Origin of the sequence: Hydrogenophaga sp. RAC07 (assembly GCF_001713375.1) — a bacterium.
Classification (GTDB): Bacteria; Pseudomonadota; Gammaproteobacteria; order Burkholderiales; family Burkholderiaceae_C; genus Hydrogenophaga.
In genome coordinates, this window is record NZ_CP016449.1 from 3,762,651 (window position 1) to 3,780,035 (window position 17,385).

14 protein-coding genes are annotated in these 17,385 nt (G+C 68.5%); 9 read left to right on the forward strand and 5 right to left on the reverse strand.

Translation table 11 applies throughout. From position 1 onward, the window contains the following. Positions 1–12: 12 nt before the first annotated feature. From BSY239_RS17515 to ruvA, 3 genes are read right to left on the reverse strand one after another with little or no spacing between them, the layout of a single operon-like run. A complete protein-coding gene (locus BSY239_RS17515; protein ID WP_069047923.1) occupies positions 13–1,305 on the reverse strand; it encodes an efflux RND transporter periplasmic adaptor subunit in 1,293 nt (430 codons plus the stop codon). 13 nt (positions 1,306–1,318) lie between these two features. After that, a complete protein-coding gene (ruvB, locus tag BSY239_RS17520; protein WP_069047924.1) occupies positions 1,319–2,377 on the reverse strand; it encodes a Holliday junction branch migration DNA helicase RuvB in 1,059 nt (352 codons plus the stop codon). A gap of 8 nt (positions 2,378–2,385) precedes the next feature. Continuing rightward, the gene (gene ruvA / locus BSY239_RS17525) at positions 2,386–2,964 is read right to left on the reverse strand and encodes a Holliday junction branch migration protein RuvA (protein ID WP_069047925.1); all 579 of its coding nucleotides are present in this window, start codon (positions 2,962–2,964) and stop codon (positions 2,386–2,388) included. A 106-nt stretch (positions 2,965–3,070) separates the two neighbouring features. Between ruvA and BSY239_RS17530 the strand changes: the two genes are divergently transcribed. Genes BSY239_RS17530 through ybeY form a run of 3 tightly spaced genes read left to right on the forward strand, consistent with a single transcriptional unit; the run spans position 3,071 to position 4,924 of the window. Next, positions 3,071–4,051 carry a PhoH family protein gene (locus BSY239_RS17530; RefSeq protein ID WP_069047926.1) on the forward strand — a complete coding sequence of 327 codons (981 nt, stop codon included), beginning with the start codon at positions 3,071–3,073 and terminating at the stop codon, positions 4,049–4,051. A 10-nt stretch (positions 4,052–4,061) separates the two neighbouring features. After that, positions 4,062–4,469 (forward strand): MliC family protein, encoded by a 408-nt coding sequence (locus BSY239_RS17535; protein ID WP_069049070.1) that lies wholly within the window; start codon positions 4,062–4,064, stop codon positions 4,467–4,469. Next, positions 4,469–4,924, forward strand: coding sequence for an rRNA maturation RNase YbeY (ybeY, locus tag BSY239_RS17540; RefSeq protein WP_069047927.1), 456 nt, complete (start codon positions 4,469–4,471; stop codon positions 4,922–4,924). Before BSY239_RS17535 ends, ybeY begins: the two co-directional genes overlap by 1 nt. Here the strand turns inward: ybeY and dtd are convergent. Beyond that, positions 4,915–5,364 (reverse strand): D-aminoacyl-tRNA deacylase, encoded by a 450-nt coding sequence (dtd, locus tag BSY239_RS17545; RefSeq protein WP_069047928.1) that lies wholly within the window; start codon positions 5,362–5,364, stop codon positions 4,915–4,917. The genes ybeY and dtd overlap by 10 nt on opposite strands. Beyond that, positions 5,361–6,290, reverse strand: a complete 930-nt coding sequence (locus tag BSY239_RS17550; RefSeq protein WP_069047929.1) for a cation diffusion facilitator family transporter — start codon at positions 6,288–6,290, stop codon at positions 5,361–5,363. The genes dtd and BSY239_RS17550 overlap by 4 nt, the downstream gene beginning before the upstream one ends. Before the next feature lie 93 nt (positions 6,291–6,383). Between BSY239_RS17550 and glgB the strand changes: the two genes are divergently transcribed. From glgB to BSY239_RS17580, 6 genes are all read left to right on the forward strand, one after another. Further along, on the forward strand, positions 6,384–8,309 hold the full coding sequence (glgB, locus tag BSY239_RS17555) for a 1,4-alpha-glucan branching protein GlgB (protein WP_069047930.1): 1,926 nt from the start codon (positions 6,384–6,386) through the stop codon (positions 8,307–8,309). Next, on the forward strand, positions 8,309–10,465 hold the full coding sequence (gene glgX / locus BSY239_RS17560) for a glycogen debranching protein GlgX (protein ID WP_069047931.1): 2,157 nt from the start codon (positions 8,309–8,311) through the stop codon (positions 10,463–10,465). Before glgB ends, glgX begins: the two co-directional genes overlap by 1 nt. Positions 10,466–10,472: 7 nt before the next feature. Continuing rightward, on the forward strand, positions 10,473–11,978 hold the full coding sequence (gene malQ, locus BSY239_RS17565; protein WP_069047932.1) for a 4-alpha-glucanotransferase: 1,506 nt from the start codon (positions 10,473–10,475) through the stop codon (positions 11,976–11,978). Between the two features lie 89 nt (positions 11,979–12,067). Beyond that, the gene (gene glgC, locus BSY239_RS17570) at positions 12,068–13,327 is read left to right on the forward strand and encodes a glucose-1-phosphate adenylyltransferase (RefSeq protein ID WP_069047933.1); all 1,260 of its coding nucleotides are present in this window, start codon (positions 12,068–12,070) and stop codon (positions 13,325–13,327) included. After that, a complete protein-coding gene (gene glgA, locus BSY239_RS17575) occupies positions 13,324–14,844 on the forward strand; it encodes a glycogen synthase GlgA (protein WP_069047934.1) in 1,521 nt (506 codons plus the stop codon). Before glgC ends, glgA begins: the two co-directional genes overlap by 4 nt. A gap of 56 nt (positions 14,845–14,900) precedes the next feature. Further along, the gene (locus tag BSY239_RS17580) at positions 14,901–17,369 is read left to right on the forward strand and encodes a glycogen/starch/alpha-glucan phosphorylase (RefSeq protein ID WP_069047935.1); all 2,469 of its coding nucleotides are present in this window, start codon (positions 14,901–14,903) and stop codon (positions 17,367–17,369) included. Positions 17,370–17,385: the final 16 nt, after the last annotated feature.

A 17,385-nucleotide genomic window follows, 5' to 3' on the forward strand; every position in this document is an offset into this window, starting at 1 on the left:
TGCCTTCACCGCTCAGCGCCCCATGGCGTTGGTCAGCGCGGCCCCGGCGTCGGGTGCGTTCGCACCGGGCCCCATCGGCTGACCCGGCTGCCAGGGCACCTGGCGCACACGCACGCGGCTGCCGGCCTGCGGCGTGCCGCCGATCAGCACCACATCCCCCTCGGCCAGACCCTCGATCACCTCGGCGGCATCGAGCGTGCGCAGGCCAAGCGTCACCGCGCGGCTGCGCGCCACGCCCGCGTCGCTCACCATCACGGCGGCCGATCCGTCGGGCAGCGCGGTGCGCAGGGCGGCCAGCGGCAGCACCAGCGCCCGCTCGCGTCGGGCGGTTTCCACCTCGACCGACACCGTCATGTCTTCGCGCAGAAAAGCCGGTGCGGGTGCGTCCAGCGTGAGCTGGACTTCGATGGCACCGCGCTGCGCATCCACGGACGGGGCGATCGACAGCACGCGCGCGGCCAGCGGCTGCCCGGCAAACGCGTCGGCCACCACGCGGGCGACCTGGCCGGTCTGCAGCTGGTCGAGGAAACGCTCGTCGACCGGCGCCACGATCTGCGTGGGGCCGGCCAGCGCCAGGCCCAGCAAGGCTTTGCCGGGCTGCACGATCTGGCCGGGCTCGACCTCGCGCAGCAAGACCTGCGCATCGGCCGGTGCCACCAGCGTGGTCTGGGCCAGCCGGGCGCGCGCCGCCTCGGTGGTGGCCTGCGCCACTGCCAGCTGGGCCTTCGCCTGCACCAGGTCGGAGCCGGTTTCTTCGTTGGCCCGCGTCTGCGCGCGCGCACTGGCCTGCTGGGCCTGGGCCACCTCCAGCGCGCGCCGGACCTCGTCCAGGCGCGAGGCGCTCACAAAGCCCTGCGCCACCAGTTGTTCGGTGCGTGTGAGTTCGGCCCGGGCGGCGCGCACGGTGGCTTCGGCCTGGGCCAGCGCGGCCTGGGCGGCGCTGCGCCCGGTGCTGCGCAAGCCCGCCAGCCGGGCCGCGGCCTGGCGCTCGGCCGCCTCCGCCTGCGTGAGTGCGGCGGCGAGTTCGTCGGATTCGAGGCGCAGCAGCACGTCGCCCCGGCGAACCTGCGCGCCTTCGGCGACCAGCACGGCCTGCACCCGCCCGGTGATGGTGCTGCCGATCTCCACCCGCGACAGCGTGGCCACGCGGGCCGAGAACTGCAGGCTGCGCACCAGCGGTGCCGCTTGCAGCTCGACCGCATCCAACTTGGGGTGGCGCCAGAGCCAGCCGGCCCAGAACGCGAGCACCAGCAGCACGCCCGCTGCACCCCATCCCCAGCGGCGTTGAGCGGAAGACAGGGTCATGGGTGGGAGGACGTCAATTGCCGGGCTGGAACAGCCCGTTGTCGGTGGTGGGCGGCGCCACACCCAGGTGCCGGTAGGCCGCCAGCGTGGCGATGCGACCGCGCGGCGTGCGCTGCAAGAAACCCTGCTGGATCAAATAGGGCTCGATCACGTCTTCAATGGTGTCGCGCTCCTCGCCGATGCTGGCCGCGATGTTGTCCAGCCCCACCGGACCACCGTCAAAACGGTGGATCACAGCCTCCAGCAGCTTGCGGTCCATCAGGTCGAAGCCCTGCGGGTCCACGTCGAGCATGGCCAGCGCGCGGTTGGCGATGTCCTGGGTGATGGTGCCCGTGCCCTTCACCTCGGCAAAGTCGCGCACGCGGCGCAGCAGGCGGTTGGCGATGCGCGGCGTGCCGCGCGAACGGCGCGCGATCTCGAAGCCACCTTCTTCGTCCATGGGCGCGTTCAGCAGGCCGGCGCTGCGCTTGACAATGCGGCCCAGCTCTTCCGAGGTGTAGAACTCCAGCCGCGCGACGATGCCGAAGCGGTCGCGCAGCGGGTTGGTGAGCATGCCGGCGCGGGTGGTCGCACCCACCAGGGTGAAGGGCTGCAAATCGAGCTTGATGCTGCGCGCCGCCGGACCCTCGCCGATCATGATGTCGATCTGGTAGTCCTCCAGCGCGGGGTACAGGATCTCTTCGACAACCGGGCTGAGCCGGTGGATCTCGTCGATGAAGAGCACGTCGTTGGCTTCGAGGTTGGTCAGCAGCGCGGCCAGGTCCTTGGGCTTTTCCAGCACCGGCCCGCTGGTCTGGCGCAGGTTCACGCCGAGTTCCTGCGCAATGATGTGGCTCAGCGTGGTCTTGCCCAGACCCGGCGGGCCGAACAGCAGCACGTGGTCCAGCGCCTCGTTGCGCTTCTTGGCTGCGCCGATGAAGATTTCGAGCTGCTCGCGCACCTTCACCTGGCCCACGTACTCGTCGAGCAGCTTGGGCCGCAGCGCGCGCTCGATCGCCTCCTCTTTCGGCGAAGCCGGCGCAGCGGACACCATGCGCGGCGCGGGGGCGAAGTCGTCGGTCTGGATGCTCATTTATGTCTTCATTTCGCCAGTGCCTTCAACGCGAGCTTGATGCCCTCGCTGACACCCACATCGGCAGGCAAGGGTTTCAGCGCGGCGGCGGCGTCCTTGTCGCTGTAGCCCAGCGCCATCAGGGCCTGCTGGATGTCGCTCTGCACGTCGCTCTGGGCAGGACCACCACCCGTGAGGTTGAGGTCGGCGCCGAGCTTGCCCTTGAGTTCGAGCAGCAGCCGTTCGGCGGTCTTCTTGCCGATACCGGGCACCTTGATGATGCGGCCGCTGTCCTGTGTGCTGATGGCCTGGGCCAGGTCGCCCACGCTCATGCCCGAGAGCACCGAGAGCGCGGTGCGGGGCCCGACGCCACTGATCTTGATGAGCTGGCGAAAGGCCTCACGCTCGGGTGCCGTGGCGAAGCCGTAGAGAATCTGGGCGTCCTCGCGCACCACAAAGTGGGTGAGCAGGGCCACTTTTTCGCCGGTGCCGGGCAGGTTGTAGAACGTGCTCATGGGCACATCGACTTCATAACCGACGCCGTGGCAGTCCAGCAGGATCTGGGGTGGGTTTTTCTCCAGCAGCGTACCGGTCAACTTGCCTATCATCGGAGGATCCTTTGTCGTTCGCCGGGCCGTCCCAAGAACGACTGCACCCCCTCGGGGGGCCTGGCACAGCCAGGTTTGGGGGCTTCAATTTCAAGGAATTATCGGCTTGATTCTCAGACACACCTTCTCCCCGCCCGACAACGTCCGCATGGGTCACCTCTGCGGCCCCATGGACACCCACATCCGCAGCATCGAGGCGGCCTTGAACGTGAAGGTGGCGCACCGTTTCGAGCAGTTCCGCATCGAGGGCACAAAGCCCAAGGTCAACCAGGCGCTGGAAACCCTGCAGGCCATGTACGAAATGGCGAAAAAGCCGATACCGGCCGAGCAGGTGCAACTCATGCTCAGCGGCGACACCGCGCTGCCCGACCCGGGCGACGGCGCCCTGGCCATGCAGACGCGGCGCGGCGAGGTGCGCGGACGCACGCCCAACCAGGCGCGTTACCTGGAGAACATGGCCACGCACGACATCACCTTCGGCATCGGCCCGGCCGGCACCGGCAAGACGTATCTGGCTGTGGCCTGCGCGGTGGACGCACTGGAACGCAGCGCGGTGCAGCGCATCGTGCTCACGCGCCCGGCCGTGGAGGCTGGAGAGAAGCTCGGCTTCCTGCCCGGCGACCTGGGCCAGAAGGTGGACCCCTACCTGCGCCCGCTGTACGACGCGCTCTACGACCTGATGGGGGCCGAGAAGGTGCAGAAAGCCTTCGAGCGCCAGCAGATCGAGATCGCGCCGCTGGCCTTCATGCGCGGGCGCACGCTCAACCACGCCTTCGTGATCCTGGACGAGGCGCAGAACACCACCGTGGAGCAGATGAAGATGTTCCTCACCCGCATCGGCTTCGGCGCCAAGGCGGTGATCACCGGCGACGTGAGCCAGATCGACCTGCCGCGCACGGAGCTCAGCGGCCTGATCGACGCCGAGCGCGTGCTCAAGCGCGTGCAGGGCATCGCGATCACGCGCCTCTCCAGTGCCGACGTGGTGCGCCACCCGTTGGTGGCCCGCATCGTGGACGCCTACGACGCGCGCACGCCGCACGTGGAAGACGCCGCGCCGGCCAAACGCACACGCCGCAAGGCAGCCTGAGGTGAAGGCCATGTTGTTGAAATTCATCCCCCGCGCGCTCGGCAGCCTGCTGACCGTGCTGTCGTTCACCGTCGCCGCCCAGGGCATGCCGCCCGCCGCCGCCCCGGCCACGCCGTCGCTGGTCTTCAGCAGCCAGGCGGTGAACTACCGCTGCGACGGCGGCACAGAAATCGAGCTGGTTTACCTCAACCTGAGCAACGGCAACGCCTTTGCCGCCCTGCACTTCAACGGCCGCACCGTGATGCTGCAAGGCCGCCGCGCCACCACCGGCGTGCGCTTCATCGCACTCGACGAACAGAACAGCCTGCGCTGGTACACCCAGGGCATGAAGGGCGAACTCCGCTTTCTGGCCGCCGACCACACGGCGCAGGAGCAGACCCTGCTGGCCGACTGCTTCGCCCAACCGGCCAAACGCTGATGGCCTTGCCCCAGCTCACCCTCTCGCTGCAGTTCGGCGACCTGCCCGACGCCGCCGTTCACCGCGCCGCGCTGCCGCGCCACCGCGTGGTGCGCTGCATCCGCCACGCACTCGATGCCGACGCCGAAATCACCGTGCGCATCGTCGACGCGGAAGAAGGCCAGGCGCTCAACCGCGACTACCGCCAGCGCGACTACGCCACCAACGTGCTCACCTTCGACTACGCCACGGAGCCGATGGTGATGGCCGATCTGGTGCTGTGCGCGCCGGTGGTGGCGCGCGAGGCGGCCGAGCTGAACAAGCCGCTGGCCGAGCACTACGCCCACCTGCTGGTGCACGGCACCCTGCACGCGCAAGGCTGGGACCACGAGACCAGCGAGGCAGATGCCGACGAGATGGAAGCGCGCGAGACCGAGATCCTGGCCGGCCTGGGCCAACCCAATCCTTACGCTTGAATCTTGATCTGCAAGGGGATGGTCACCGGCCCGTCGTTGACCAGGTGCACTTTCATGTCGGCGCCGAAACAGCCGGTCTGCACCACCGGGTGCGAAGCGCGTGCGGATTTCACAAACGCGTCGTAAAGCGCCTCGCCCAGCGCTGGCGGCGCTGCTGCGGTGAAGCCGGGCCGGTTGCCGCTCTTGGTGTCGGCAGCCAGGGTGAACTGGCTCACCACCAGCAACCCGCCCGCCATGTCCTGCACGCTGAGGTTCATCTTGCCGGCGGCATCACCAAAGATGCGCAGCTTCAGGATCTTGGCCAGCATCTTCTCGCCCACGGCCTCGGTGTCGTCGGGCTCGGCGCACAGCAGAACCAGCAGGCCTGGTCCGATCTGTCCCACCACCTCACCGGCAATCTCCACGCGGGCTTCGCTCACGCGCTGCAGTACGGAAATCAAATCAGATCCCTCTCATCGTCAAAGTGCGCTTCCACATCGCTGGGCAGCAGCTGGATGGTGGCCCGCAGCCCCGGCACCGCGCTCATCAGCGCCTGCTCCACGCTCGCGCGCACGGCGGCCGCGCGGCCCAGCGACCAGCTCGCCGGCATGTGCATGTGCAGGTCCACAAAGCGCCGTTGCCCCGCCTTGCGTGTGCTCACGTGGTCGAACCGGATGATGCTGGCCTCCCCTTCAACGGAGGCAAAACCGTCCAGCGTTTCCTGGATGGTGGCCATCACCTCGGGCTCCAGCGCTTCGTCCATCAGGCCCTGCGACGAGCGCCACATGAGGTGAAAACCCTCTTTCAGGATGTTGGCCGCCACGCCCATGGCCACCAGCGGGTCGAGCCAGAGCCAGCCGGTGAAGCTCACCAGCGCAATGCCGACCACCACGCCGACCGAGGTCCACACGTCGGTCACGAGGTGCTTGGCATCGGCCTCCAGCGCGATGGACCGGTGTTCCTTCGCGGCGCGAAACATGACCCAGGCCAGCAGGCCGTTGAGCGCGGAACTCACCACCGAGAGCGCCAGGCCCCAGCCCACCTGCTCGATCGGCTGCGGGTCAAAGAAACGGTGCCCGGCGACCCAGATGATGCCGAGCGCGGCGGCGATGATCAGGATGCCTTCGAAGCCCGACGAGAAATACTCGGCCTTGTGGTGGCCATAGGGGTGGTCCTCGTCGGCCGGGCGCGCTGCGATCGTCACCATCACCAGGCCGAAGACCGCGCTGGCCAGGTTCACCAGCGACTCCATCGCGTCCGACAGCAGACCCACCGAGTCGGTGATGAGCCAGGCGCCGGTCTTCAAGGCGATCGTCATCAGGGCCACCGCCACCGAGGCCATGAGCAGTCGTCGGGGCGTGAGCAGTCGGGCGTGGGCAGGGGTCATGACCTGATTGTCAGGCACCTGCCTTGTCATCCCTCAAGGACAAAGCACGTCCCGGTTGCCAGCGGTGCCAGAATGAACCGACACGACGCGCCCATGACCACCACAACCACATCCAACCCAGCCCCCACCACGGCCCCCTCCTCCCCCGGTTTCTGGCTCGGCGAGACCGATGTCTGGTTGCTGGCCGAAGGCAAGCACCTGCGTCCCTGGCAGAAGCTCGGGGCCCACGCCACCACGCTGGACGGACAGGCCGGCACCGCGTTCGCCGTCTGGGCGCCGCACGCCCGCCTCGTGGCGCTGGTGGGCGATTTCAACCAGTGGCGCGCACAGCCCATGCGCCTGCGCCCCGAGTGCGGCGTGTGGGAACTCTTCGTGCCCGGCGCGGCGGTGGGCGACTGGTACAAATTTGAAGTGCAGGGCAGCGACGGCCGCCACGTCTTCAAGACCGACCCCTACGCCCGAGAGACCGAGCTGCCGCCGGGCAACGCGGCCCGGGTGTGCGAGCCCCTGCGCGCACCGGCCGACCGGGGTGGCGCGGCACACGAACGCCCCGACCTGCCCATGGCCATCTACGAGGTGCATGCAGGCTCGTGGCGCCGGCCCGACGGGCCGCACACCGTGCCGACCTGGGACGACCTCACCACCCACCTCGTGCCCTACGCGGTGGACATGGGCTTCACCCATATCGAGCTGATGCCGGTGAGCGAGCACCCGTTCTACGCTTCGTGGGGCTACCAGCCCACCGGCCTGTACGCACCCACCGCGCGCCACGGTTCGCCCGAATCGTTCCGCCGATTCGTGCAGACCGCGCACGCCGCCGGGCTCAAGGTCATCCTGGACTGGGTACCCGCCCACTTCCCCACCGACGAACACGCGCTGGCCCGGTTCGACGGTACGGCGCTGTATGAGCATGCCGACCCGCGCGAAGGTTTCCACCGCGACTGGAACACGCTGATCTACAACTTCGGCCGCTTCGAGGTGCGCAACTTCCTCGTGGGCAACGCGCTGTTCTGGGTCGAGCAGTACGGCATCGACGGACTGCGCGTGGACGCGGTGGCCTCCATGCTGTACCGCGACTACAGCCGCCCGGCCGGCGAATGGGTGCCCAACGAGCACGGCGGGCGCGAGAACCTGGAAGCCATTGCCTTCCTGCGCGAGGTGCACGAGGTGCTGCACCAGGAGGCCCCACGCGCCACCACCATGGCCGAAGAATCCACCGCTTTCCCGCGTGTGACCGGCCTGGTGTCCGAGGGCGGCCTGGGCTTCGACCACAAATGGAACATGGGCTGGATGCACGACACCCTGTCGTACTTCGCACTCGACCCGATCCACCGGCGCTGGCACCACCACAAGATGACCTTCGCGATGATGTACGCGCACACCGAAGACTTTGTGCTGCCGCTCTCGCACGACGAGGTGGTCCACGGCAAGGGTTCGCTGCTGAACAAGATGGCCGGCGACCGCTGGCAACAGCTGGCCAACCTGCGTGCGCTGTACGCCTGGATGTACGCCCACCCGGGCAAGAAGCTGCTCTTCATGGGCGCCGAACTTGCCCAGCCCACCGAGTGGGACCACGACGCCGAGCTGCCCTGGCAGCTGCTGCAAGACCCGGCGCACGCCGGCGTGCAGCACCTCGTGCGCGACCTCAACCACGTCTACCGCAGCGCGCCGGCCCTCTTCGCGCGCGACACCGACCCCTACAGCTTCCAGTGGCTGGTGGTGGACGACGCCGACCACTCGGTGCTGGCCTTCGCCCGCTACGGCCACGCACTCGAAGACACGGTGGTGGTGATCGCCAACCTCACGCCCATGGTGCGCCATGGCTACCGCGTGGGCCTGCCGCACGGCGGGCACTGGCAGGAACGGCTCAACACCGACTCCAGCCACTACGGCGGCAGCAACGTGGGCAACCACGGCCGCGTGCTGGCCGACGATCTGGCGCAGCACGGCCAGCGCTGGTCGGCGGCCCTGACGCTGCCTCCGTTGGCCGTGCTGTGGCTTCAACCCGAGGTGGACTGATGCCCCCTTGCGCTGTTCCCGCGCTGGGCGCGCACCTGCGTTCACAAGATGGCGTCGACGGCGTGCACTTTTCCGTCTGGGCACCCGACGCCCACGGCGTGAACGTCTGCCTGTTCGAGCCCGGCGCACCCGCTGAACACCGCCGCGTGGCGCTGCAGCCCGCGGGCGACGGGGTGTGGTCGGCCTTCGCGCCCGGTGTGGGCGCCGGTCAGCTCTATGGCTTGCGCGCGAGCGGCCCATGGGCACCCGAAGCCGGCCACCGCTTCAACCCCGCGCGCCTGCTGCTCGACCCCTGGGCGCTCGCCCTGCTCGGCGACACCGGGCGCCTCGCCTTGCAGACCGGCCACACCTGCGCCGACCCGATGCACCCCACACAGGCCTGGAGCGAACACCAGCCCGACCCGGCAGACAACGCCGCCCACATGCCGCGCTGCGTGGTGGTGGACGCGCAGGCCGAGCTGGCCGCAGGCCTGGCCATCGCACCCGGCCCCGCCATCGCCGCCGACCGCGTGGTGATCTACGAGGCGCATGTGAAGGCCCTCACCCGCCTGCACCCCGAGCTGCCCGAGCACCAGCGCGGCACCTACGCCGCCCTGGCCCACCCCGCCGTGGTGCAGCACCTGCAAGGCCTGGGCATCACCACCGTGTGCCTGCTGCCGGTGCACCAGCACATCAGCGAGCGCCACCTGATCGAACGGGACTTGAGCAACCACTGGGGCTACAACACGCTCAACGCGTTCGCGCCCGAGCCGGCCTACGCCGCGGCCGGCGCCGACGACACCGCCGCCGTGCGCGCCGAGTTCCGCCACATGGTCGACACCCTGCACCGCGCGGGCATCGAGGTGGTGCTGGACGTGGTGTTCAACCACACGGCCGAGAGCGATCTTGACGGCCCCACGCTGAGCTGGCGCGGGCTGGGCCAGAACCGCTGGTACGCCATGGACAAGCACGGCGTGCCGCACAACTTCAGCGGTACCGGCAACAGCCTGGCGTTCAGCGAACCGCGCGTGCAGCAGTGGGTGCTGGACAGCCTGCGCTGGTGGGTGCAGGCCTTCGGCGTGGACGGGTTCCGTTTTGACCTCGCCGTGTCGCTGGGCCGCGACGCAGCGCTGGGCCATGCGTTCAACCCGCGCAGCGCGCTGCTCAGCGCCATGGCGCACGACCCGGTGCTGCGCAGCGTGCGCCTCATCGCCGAACCCTGGGACGTGGGGCCGAACGGTTACCACCTGGGCGGTTTCGAGGCCGGCTGGATGGAATGGAACGACCGCTTCCGCGACGGCGTGCGCGCCTTCTGGCTCGGCCACCACGGCACGCGAGGAGAACTCGCCACCCGGGTGTGTGCCAGCGGCGATGTGTTCCACCAGCGCGGCCGGCTGCCCGCCGCGAGCGTGAACATGGTGACCGCGCACGACGGCTTCAACCTCGCCGACCTCACGGCCCACCAGCACAAGCACAACGCCGCCAACGGCGAAGACAACCGCGACGGCCACGGCCACAACCTGAGCGCCAACGGCGGTGTGGAGGGCGCGACCGACGACCCGGAGGTGCTGCACCGCCGCGGCCTGTGGCGCCGCGCCCTGCTGGCCACGCTGTTTTGCGCGCAGGGCACGCCGCAGCTGCTGGCCGGTGACGAGCTGGGCCACAGCCAGCACGGCAACAACAACAGCTACTGCCAGGACAACACGACCACCTGGCTGGACTGGACGGGCGCCGACACCGAGCTCGCCGCCTTCGTGGCCCGTCTTGCGGCCTTGAGAAGGCAGCACCCCGGTCTGCGCCACGCGCGCTGGTTCGACGGCGCTGGCAACACCGATCACACAGCCCTGCCCGACATCGCCTGGCTCGACACCGACGGCCAGCCCCTGCGGGCCGACGCCTGGCAGGCCCGCGACCGCCACACACTCACCGCCCTGGTCACCGTGGGGGAAGGCAACGCGCCGCCGCACGAGCGCCTGCTGATCGTCTGGCACGCCGACCACGGCCGCTGCCAGCTCCCCTTGCCGCCCGGCGACTGGGTCTTGCTGCTGAACAGCGCTCGCGCGCAGGTGCTGCTGCCGGGCGAAGCCGCCGACACGGTCAACGGCCCACTGGCGCTGCACGAAGCCAGTGTGTGGGTGCTGGTCCAGGGCTTGCGTGTATCCGACGCCACCCAGTAGACAAGCCATGAACACCGCCATCCACCCTTTCCTCTCGCGCCGCACCAGCGGTGTGCTGCTGCACATCACCAGCCTGCCCGGTCCCAACGGTTCGGGCGATTTCGGCATCGGCGCGCGCCACTTTGTGGACTGGCTGGCCTCCGCCGGGCAGTCCATGTGGCAGATCCTGCCGCTCTCGCCGGCCGGGCCGGGCAATTCGCCTTACCAGAGCGTGTCGGCCTTTGCCGGCAGCCCGCTCATGGTGGATCTGGACGATCTGGTGCGCATGGGCTGGCTGCCCTGGATGCCCACGCAGGGCTTCGACCACCACCGCTGCGACTTCACCCGCGTGGCGCCCTGGCGCATGGCCTGCCTGCGCAAGGCCTGGGACGGTTTCAGCCAGCGCGGCAGCGACGCCTGCCGCGCCGCGCTGGCCGACTTCTGCACCGAACACGCGCACTGGCTCGACGACTACGCGCTCTTCATGGTGCTGAGCGAACGCCACATCGGCAGCTGGCCCCAGTGGCCCGCGCCACTCGCCCAGCGCGACCCCGCAGCGCTCGACGAGGTGCGACAGCACTCGTCCAGGGCGCTGGGTTTCTGGCAGTTCGTGCAGTGGCGCTTCTGGGTGCAGTGGCAGGCGCTGCGCGACTACGCGCGCAGCCGGGGCGTGCAGATGGTGGGCGACGCACCGATCTTTGTGGCGCACCACAGCGCCGACGTGTGGGCGCACGCGAACCAGTTCCTGCTCGGCGGCGACTTCGAGCCCGAGGTGGTGGCCGGCGTGCCACCCGACTACTTCAGCACCACCGGACAACGCTGGGGCAACCCGCTCTACAACTGGCCGGCGATGGCACACGATGGCTACCGCTGGTGGAAGGACCGCGTGGCCCACCTGTTCCGTCAGGTCGATGTGGTGCGGCTGGACCACTTTCGCGGCTTCGAGGCGCACTGGGAAATTCCAGCCACCGAGCCCACCGCGGTGGCCGGGCAATGGCAAAGCGGTCCCGGCCTGCAGCTCTTCGCCGCCTTGCAGGAAGAGTTGGGGCCGCTGGCCATCATCGCGGAAGACCTGGGCCTGATCACACCCGAGGTCACGGCGCTGCGCGAAGCCTGCGGTTTCCCCGGCATGCGCATCCTGCAGTTCGCCTTTGGCGGCGGACCGGCCAACCCCTACCTGCCGCACAACCTGGAACGCAACTGCGTGGCCTACACCGGCACGCACGACAACGACACCACCCTGGGATGGTGGCGCGCCGCCTCCACGCAGGACAAGGCCGCCGTGCGCGCCTACCTCGGCCCGGCCGTGGACACCGCACCGCACTGGACGCTGATCACCGCACTCTCGCAGTCGGTGGCCAGCACGCTGGTGCTGCCGTTCCAGGACGTGTTGGGCCTGGACGGCAAACACCGCATGAACACACCCGGGCAGGCCATCGGCTGCTGGGAATGGCGTTTCGACTGGCGCCAGGTCGATCACCGCCCCGCCGAACGATTGCTGGCCATGGCCCGCGCGCACGGCCGAATACCCTAGTCAAACAGTCTGTTCACGCGATCCCGTCACGATCCATCGAGCATCAGTGCGCAGCAAGACGCACCCGCCCACCACCACCGGAGACACACATGGAAAAGACATCGCCCCAGCAACTGGCCCGACGCACCATCGCCCTGGTGCTCGCCGGCGGGCGCGGATCGCGCCTGCACGCCCTCACCGACCGGCGCTCCAAGCCCGCGGTCTACTTCGGCGGCAAGTTCCGCATCGTCGACTTCGCGCTGTCCAACTGCCTGAACTCGGGCGTGCGGCGCATCGGCGTGCTCACGCAGTACAAGTCCCACAGCCTGTTGCGCCATCTCCAGCGCGGCTGGAGTTTTCTGCGCAACGAGTTCAACGAATTCATCGACCTGCTGCCGGCCCAGCAGCGCATGGACGACGAGAGCTGGTACATGGGCACGGCAGATGCGGTCTACCAGAACCTGGACATCCTGCGCGCGCACAAGCCCGAGTACATCCTGGTGCTCGCGGGCGACCACATCTACAAGATGGACTACGCCACGCTGATCGCCGACCACGTGGCCCTGGGCAAAAAGTGCACCGTGGCCTGCATCGAGGTGCCGCTGGCCGAGGCCACCGCCTTCGGCGTGATGGACATCGACGCCGACCGCAACATCGTTCACTTCCTGGAAAAGCCCGCCCAACCGCCGCACATGCCCGGCAAGCCCGACGTGGCGCTGGCCAGCATGGGCGTGTACGTGTTCAACACCGAGCACCTGTTCGAGGCATTGAAGCGCGACGCGAGCACGCCCGGCTCCAGCCGCGACTTCGGCAAGGACATCATCCCGGCCATGGTGGCGGCTGGCGATGCGGTGGCGCATCCCTTCGGCCTGTCGTGCGTGAAAAGCTCTCCCGAGGCGCCGGCCTACTGGCGCGACGTGGGCACGATCGACGCCTACTGGGCCGCCAACCTCGACCTCACCAACACCATTCCCGAGCTCGACATGTACGACCGCGAGTGGCCGATCTGGACCTACCAGGAGCAGCTGCCACCGGCCAAGTTCGTGTTCGATGACGACGGCCGCCGCGGCTGCGCGGTGGACTCGCTGGTTTCGGGCGGCTGCATCATCTCGGGCGCGCTGGTGCGCCGCTCCGTGCTGTTCTCGCGCGTGCGGGTGCACTCGTATGCGTCGGTCGAGGAATCGGTGATCCTGCCCGAGGTCGACATCGGCCGCGGCTGCGAACTGCACAAGGTGGTGGTCGACAACGGCTGCGTGATCCCGCCGGGCATGAAGATCGGTGTGGACGCGGCCGAAGACACGCGCCGCTTTTTCCGCACGCCCAGCGGCGTCGTGCTGGTGACCCGTGAAATGCTTGAAAAACTGCAATGACCCTCAAGGTTCTTTACGTCTGTTCCGAAGTCTTCCCGCTGCTCAAGACCGGTGGTCTGGCCGATGTGAGCGCAGGCTTGCCTCCCGCCCTGCGGGCCCTGGGTGCCGATGTGCGCCTGCTGTTGCCGGCCTTTCCCGGCGTGGTCGCAGGCGTCACGCCCGAGGGCCCCACGCTGCTGGTGCCGGCCGGGGGCGGCAGCGGCCTGCCCGCCGGGCTCGGTCCACACGCCGCCAGCGCGCACGGCCCCACGCCGTGGCTGCAAGCCGGGCACATCACCGACAGCGGCATGCCGGTGTGGCTGCTGCACGCGCCGGGCCTGTACGAGCGCGGTGGCAACCCCTACCTGGACGAACACGGCCGACCCTGGCCCGACAGCGCCGAGCAGTTTGCCTGGCTGGGCTGGGCCGCAGCCCTCCTGGGCACCGGTCTGGACACCGCCTGGTTCCCCGATGTCGTGCATGGCCACGACTGGCACACCGGCCTGGCGTTCGCCTACCTGCGCGAATTCGCGCAGGCAGGCGAACGCCGCCCGGTCGGCGTGTTCACCATCCACAACCTGGCTTACCAGGGCGTGTTCAACGCCGGCCTGCGCCCGCGACTGGGCCTGCCCGACACCCTCTTTCACCTGCAAGGGCTGGAGTTCCACGGCCAGATCAACTTCATGAAGGCGGGCCTGAAGTACAGCGACGCCATCACCACCGTGAGCCCGACCTACGCGCGCGAGATCACCGGGGCCGAACAAGGCTGCGGCCTGGACGGCGTGCTGCGCCAGCGCCAGGCGCAGCTGCACGGCATTCTCAACGGCGTGGACGACGCGGTGTGGAACCCGCTGACCGATCCGCTGGTGCAGCCCGGGTTTGATGCCGACCACCTGCAAGGCAAGTCCCAGGCCAAGACCCGGCTGCAAGCGCGCATGGGTCTGAAGCCCCAAGCCGACGCCCTGCTGTTCTCGGTGGTGAGCCGCCTCACCGAACAAAAGGGCCTGCACCTGCTGCCAGCCGTGGTGGACGAGCTGGTGGGTCGTGGCGGACAACTCGCGGTGCTGGGCTCGGGCGACGCAGCCATCGAACAGGCCTTGCGCGACTGCGCCCAGCGCCACCCCGGCCAGGTGGCGCTCACCGTGGGCTACGACGAAGCGCTGGCGCACAGCGTGATTGCCGGGGCCGACGTGATCCTGCTGCCCTCGCGCTTCGAACCCTGCGGCCTGACCCAGCTCTACGGCCTGCGCTACGGCACACTGCCCTTGGTGCGCGCGGTGGGCGGCCTGGCCGACACCGTGGTGGACTGCAGCCTGGAGCACCTGGACGACGATAGCGCCAGCGGTTTTGTCTTCCACCAACTTGACCTGAATGGCCTGCAATCGGCCCTGCGCCGGGCCTTTGCACTGTATCGCCGCCCGGCCGACTGGCGCGCCGTGCAGCGCCACGCCATGTCGCTGCGCTTCAGCTGGGAGCACGCAGCCAGCGACTACCTTCGGGTCTACGCCTCGGCCTTGCCAGGCCTGGCCAGCACCTGAACGCCTGCACGTTTATTGCTGCTGCCCTTGAGCACCACCACGGGAGCCCCAACACCATGCCCAACACCGCACCCACCATCGAATCCGTCCCGTTCGAGTACGACCATCTGGACAACGGCGTGGACGCCTTGCGCAAGTCCATCGCCAATCGCCTGATCTACTCGGTCGGACGCGACCCGCGCTCGGCCACCCAGCGCGACTGGCTGTTCGCCCTGCTCCACGCCGTGCGCGACCGCATGATGCACCGATGGCGTGAGACCCTGGCCACCTCGCAGGACAGCGACGCCAAGCGCGTGTACTACCTGTCCATGGAGTTCCTCACCGGGCGCGCACTGACCAACGCCCTGCTCTCGGTGGGCATCCTCGACGAGGCCCGCACCGCCTGCATCCAGCTCGGGGTCGACTTCGATTCGCTGATCGATCTGGAAGCCGACGCCGGGCTGGGCAACGGCGGCCTGGGCCGGTTGGCCGCGTGTTTCCTCGACTCCATGGCCACTGTGGGCTTGCCGGGCATGGGCTACGGCATCCGCTACGACTACGGCATGTTCGCGCAGCGCATCGTCGACGGTCGCCAGATCGAGGAGCCCGACTACTGGCTGGTCAACGGCAATCCCTGGGAATTCATGCGCCCGGAGTTCAGCTACACGGTGCAGTTCGGTGGCCGCCTGGTGCAGACCGAAGCGCATGTGCGCTGGATCGAGACCGACGACGTGATCGCCACCGCCTACGACAGCGGCGTGCCCGGCCACGAACTCAGCAGCGTGGCCACCATGCGGCTGTGGACCGCGCGCGCCACCAGCGGCATCAACCTGGACGCCTTCAACAAAGGCGACTACATGCGCGCGGTGGAGGCCAAGAACGAATCGGAAAACGTCTCGCGCGTGCTCTACCCCGACGACAGCACCGAGCACGGCAAGGAGCTGCGCCTGCGGCAGGAGTATTTCTTCGTCAGCGCCTCGCTGCAGGACATCGTGCGCCGCTTCCTCAAGCACCAGGGCAACTTCGAGTTGTTCGCCGACCGCGTGGCGATCCACCTCAACGACACCCACCCCGCACTGGCCGTGCCCGAGCTCATGCGCCTGCTGGTCGACGAGCAGGGCCTGGAGTGGGACACCGCCTGGGACATCTGCAGACGCGTCTTCAGCTACACCAACCACACGCTCATGCAGGAGGCGCTGGAGACCTGGCCGGTGGAGCTGCTGGGCCGCCTGCTGCCGCGCCACCTGCGCATCATTTACGACCTGAACGCCATCTTTCTGGCCGAGGTGCATGAGCGTTTTCCGGGTGAAAACGACCTGCTGCGCCGCGTGTCGCTGATCGACGAACGCGGGCAGCGCCGCGTGCGCATGGCCTACCTTTCGGTGCTGGCCAGCCACAAGATCAACGGTGTGTCGGCCCTGCACAGCCAGCTGATGGTGCAGACCATCTTTGCCGACTTCGCGCGGCTCTACCCCGAACGCTTCTGCAACAAGACCAACGGCATCACGCCACGGCGCTGGCTCTCGCAGGCCAACCGACCGCTGGCCAGCCTGATCGACGCGCGCATCGGCACCACCTGGCGGCGCAACCTCGACGAGCTCGAACAGCTGCGCCCGCTGGCCACCGACCCCGAATTCGTCAGCGCATTCCAGGCCGCGAAGGCGCAGAACAAACTGCGTCTGGCCGAACGCATCGCGGCCGAGACCGGTGTGATCGTGAACCCGGCCAGCCTGTTCGACGTGCAGATCAAACGCATGCACGAGTACAAGCGCCAGCTGCTCAACGTGTTGCACGTGGTCACGCGCTACCAGCAGATCCTGGCGCACCCACACGCCGACTGGGTGCCGCGCACGGTGGTGTTCGCCGGCAAGGCGGCTTCGGCCTATTTCATGGCCAAGCTGGTGATCAAGCTCATCAACGACGTGGCGCGTGTGGTCAACCACGACAAGCGCGTGGGCGACAAGCTCAAGGTGGTGTTCATCCCCAACTACCGCGTGTCGCTGGCCGAGGTGATCATTCCCGCAGCCGACCTGTCCGAGCAGATTTCCACCGCCGGCACCGAGGCTTCGGGCACCGGCAACATGAAGTTTGCGCTCAATGGCGCACTCACCATCGGCACCTGGGACGGCGCCAACATCGAGATCGCCCAGCACGTGGGGCTGGAGCACATCTTCATCTTCGGCCACCGCACCGAACAGGTGGCGGCCCTGCGCGCCAGCGGCTACAACCCACGCCGCTACTACGACCACAACTACGACCTCAAGACCGCCATCGACCGCATCGCCGAGGGCGCCTTCAGCCCCGAGGAGCCGGGGCGTTTCCACGACATCACGCGCACGCTGCTGGAGTCCGACTACTACCTGCTGCTGGCCGACTACACCGACTACCTGGCCACGCAGCACAAGGTCGACGCGCTCTACCGGACTCCGGACGAGTGGACACGCCACGCGGTGCTGAACGTGGCGGGCATGGGCGCGTTCTCGTCGGACCGCACCATCCGCGAGTACGCCAGCGAGATCTGGAACGTCAAACCGCTGTTCCCCTGAGCGCCGGGGCACACAA

Coding starts and splice junctions, on each gene's coding strand:
- BSY239_RS17550 (WP_069047929.1), bottom strand. CDS start 6,290: ATGACCCCTGCCCACGCCCGACTGCTCACGCCCCGACGACTGCTCATG.
- BSY239_RS17580 (WP_069047935.1), top strand. CDS start 14,901: ATGCCCAACACCGCACCCACCATCGAATCCGTCCCGTTCGAGTACGAC.
- ruvA (WP_069047925.1), bottom strand. CDS start 2,964: ATGATAGGCAAGTTGACCGGTACGCTGCTGGAGAAAAACCCACCCCAG.
- malQ (WP_069047932.1), top strand. CDS start 10,473: ATGAACACCGCCATCCACCCTTTCCTCTCGCGCCGCACCAGCGGTGTG.
- glgC (WP_069047933.1), top strand. CDS start 12,068: ATGGAAAAGACATCGCCCCAGCAACTGGCCCGACGCACCATCGCCCTG.
- BSY239_RS17535 (WP_069049070.1), top strand. CDS start 4,062: ATGTTGTTGAAATTCATCCCCCGCGCGCTCGGCAGCCTGCTGACCGTG.
- BSY239_RS17515 (WP_069047923.1), bottom strand. CDS start 1,305: ATGACCCTGTCTTCCGCTCAACGCCGCTGGGGATGGGGTGCAGCGGGC.
- glgA (WP_069047934.1), top strand. CDS start 13,324: ATGACCCTCAAGGTTCTTTACGTCTGTTCCGAAGTCTTCCCGCTGCTC.
- ybeY (WP_069047927.1), top strand. CDS start 4,469: ATGGCCTTGCCCCAGCTCACCCTCTCGCTGCAGTTCGGCGACCTGCCC.
- ruvB (WP_069047924.1), bottom strand. CDS start 2,377: ATGAGCATCCAGACCGACGACTTCGCCCCCGCGCCGCGCATGGTGTCC.
- glgX (WP_069047931.1), top strand. CDS start 8,309: ATGCCCCCTTGCGCTGTTCCCGCGCTGGGCGCGCACCTGCGTTCACAA.
- glgB (WP_069047930.1), top strand. CDS start 6,384: ATGACCACCACAACCACATCCAACCCAGCCCCCACCACGGCCCCCTCC.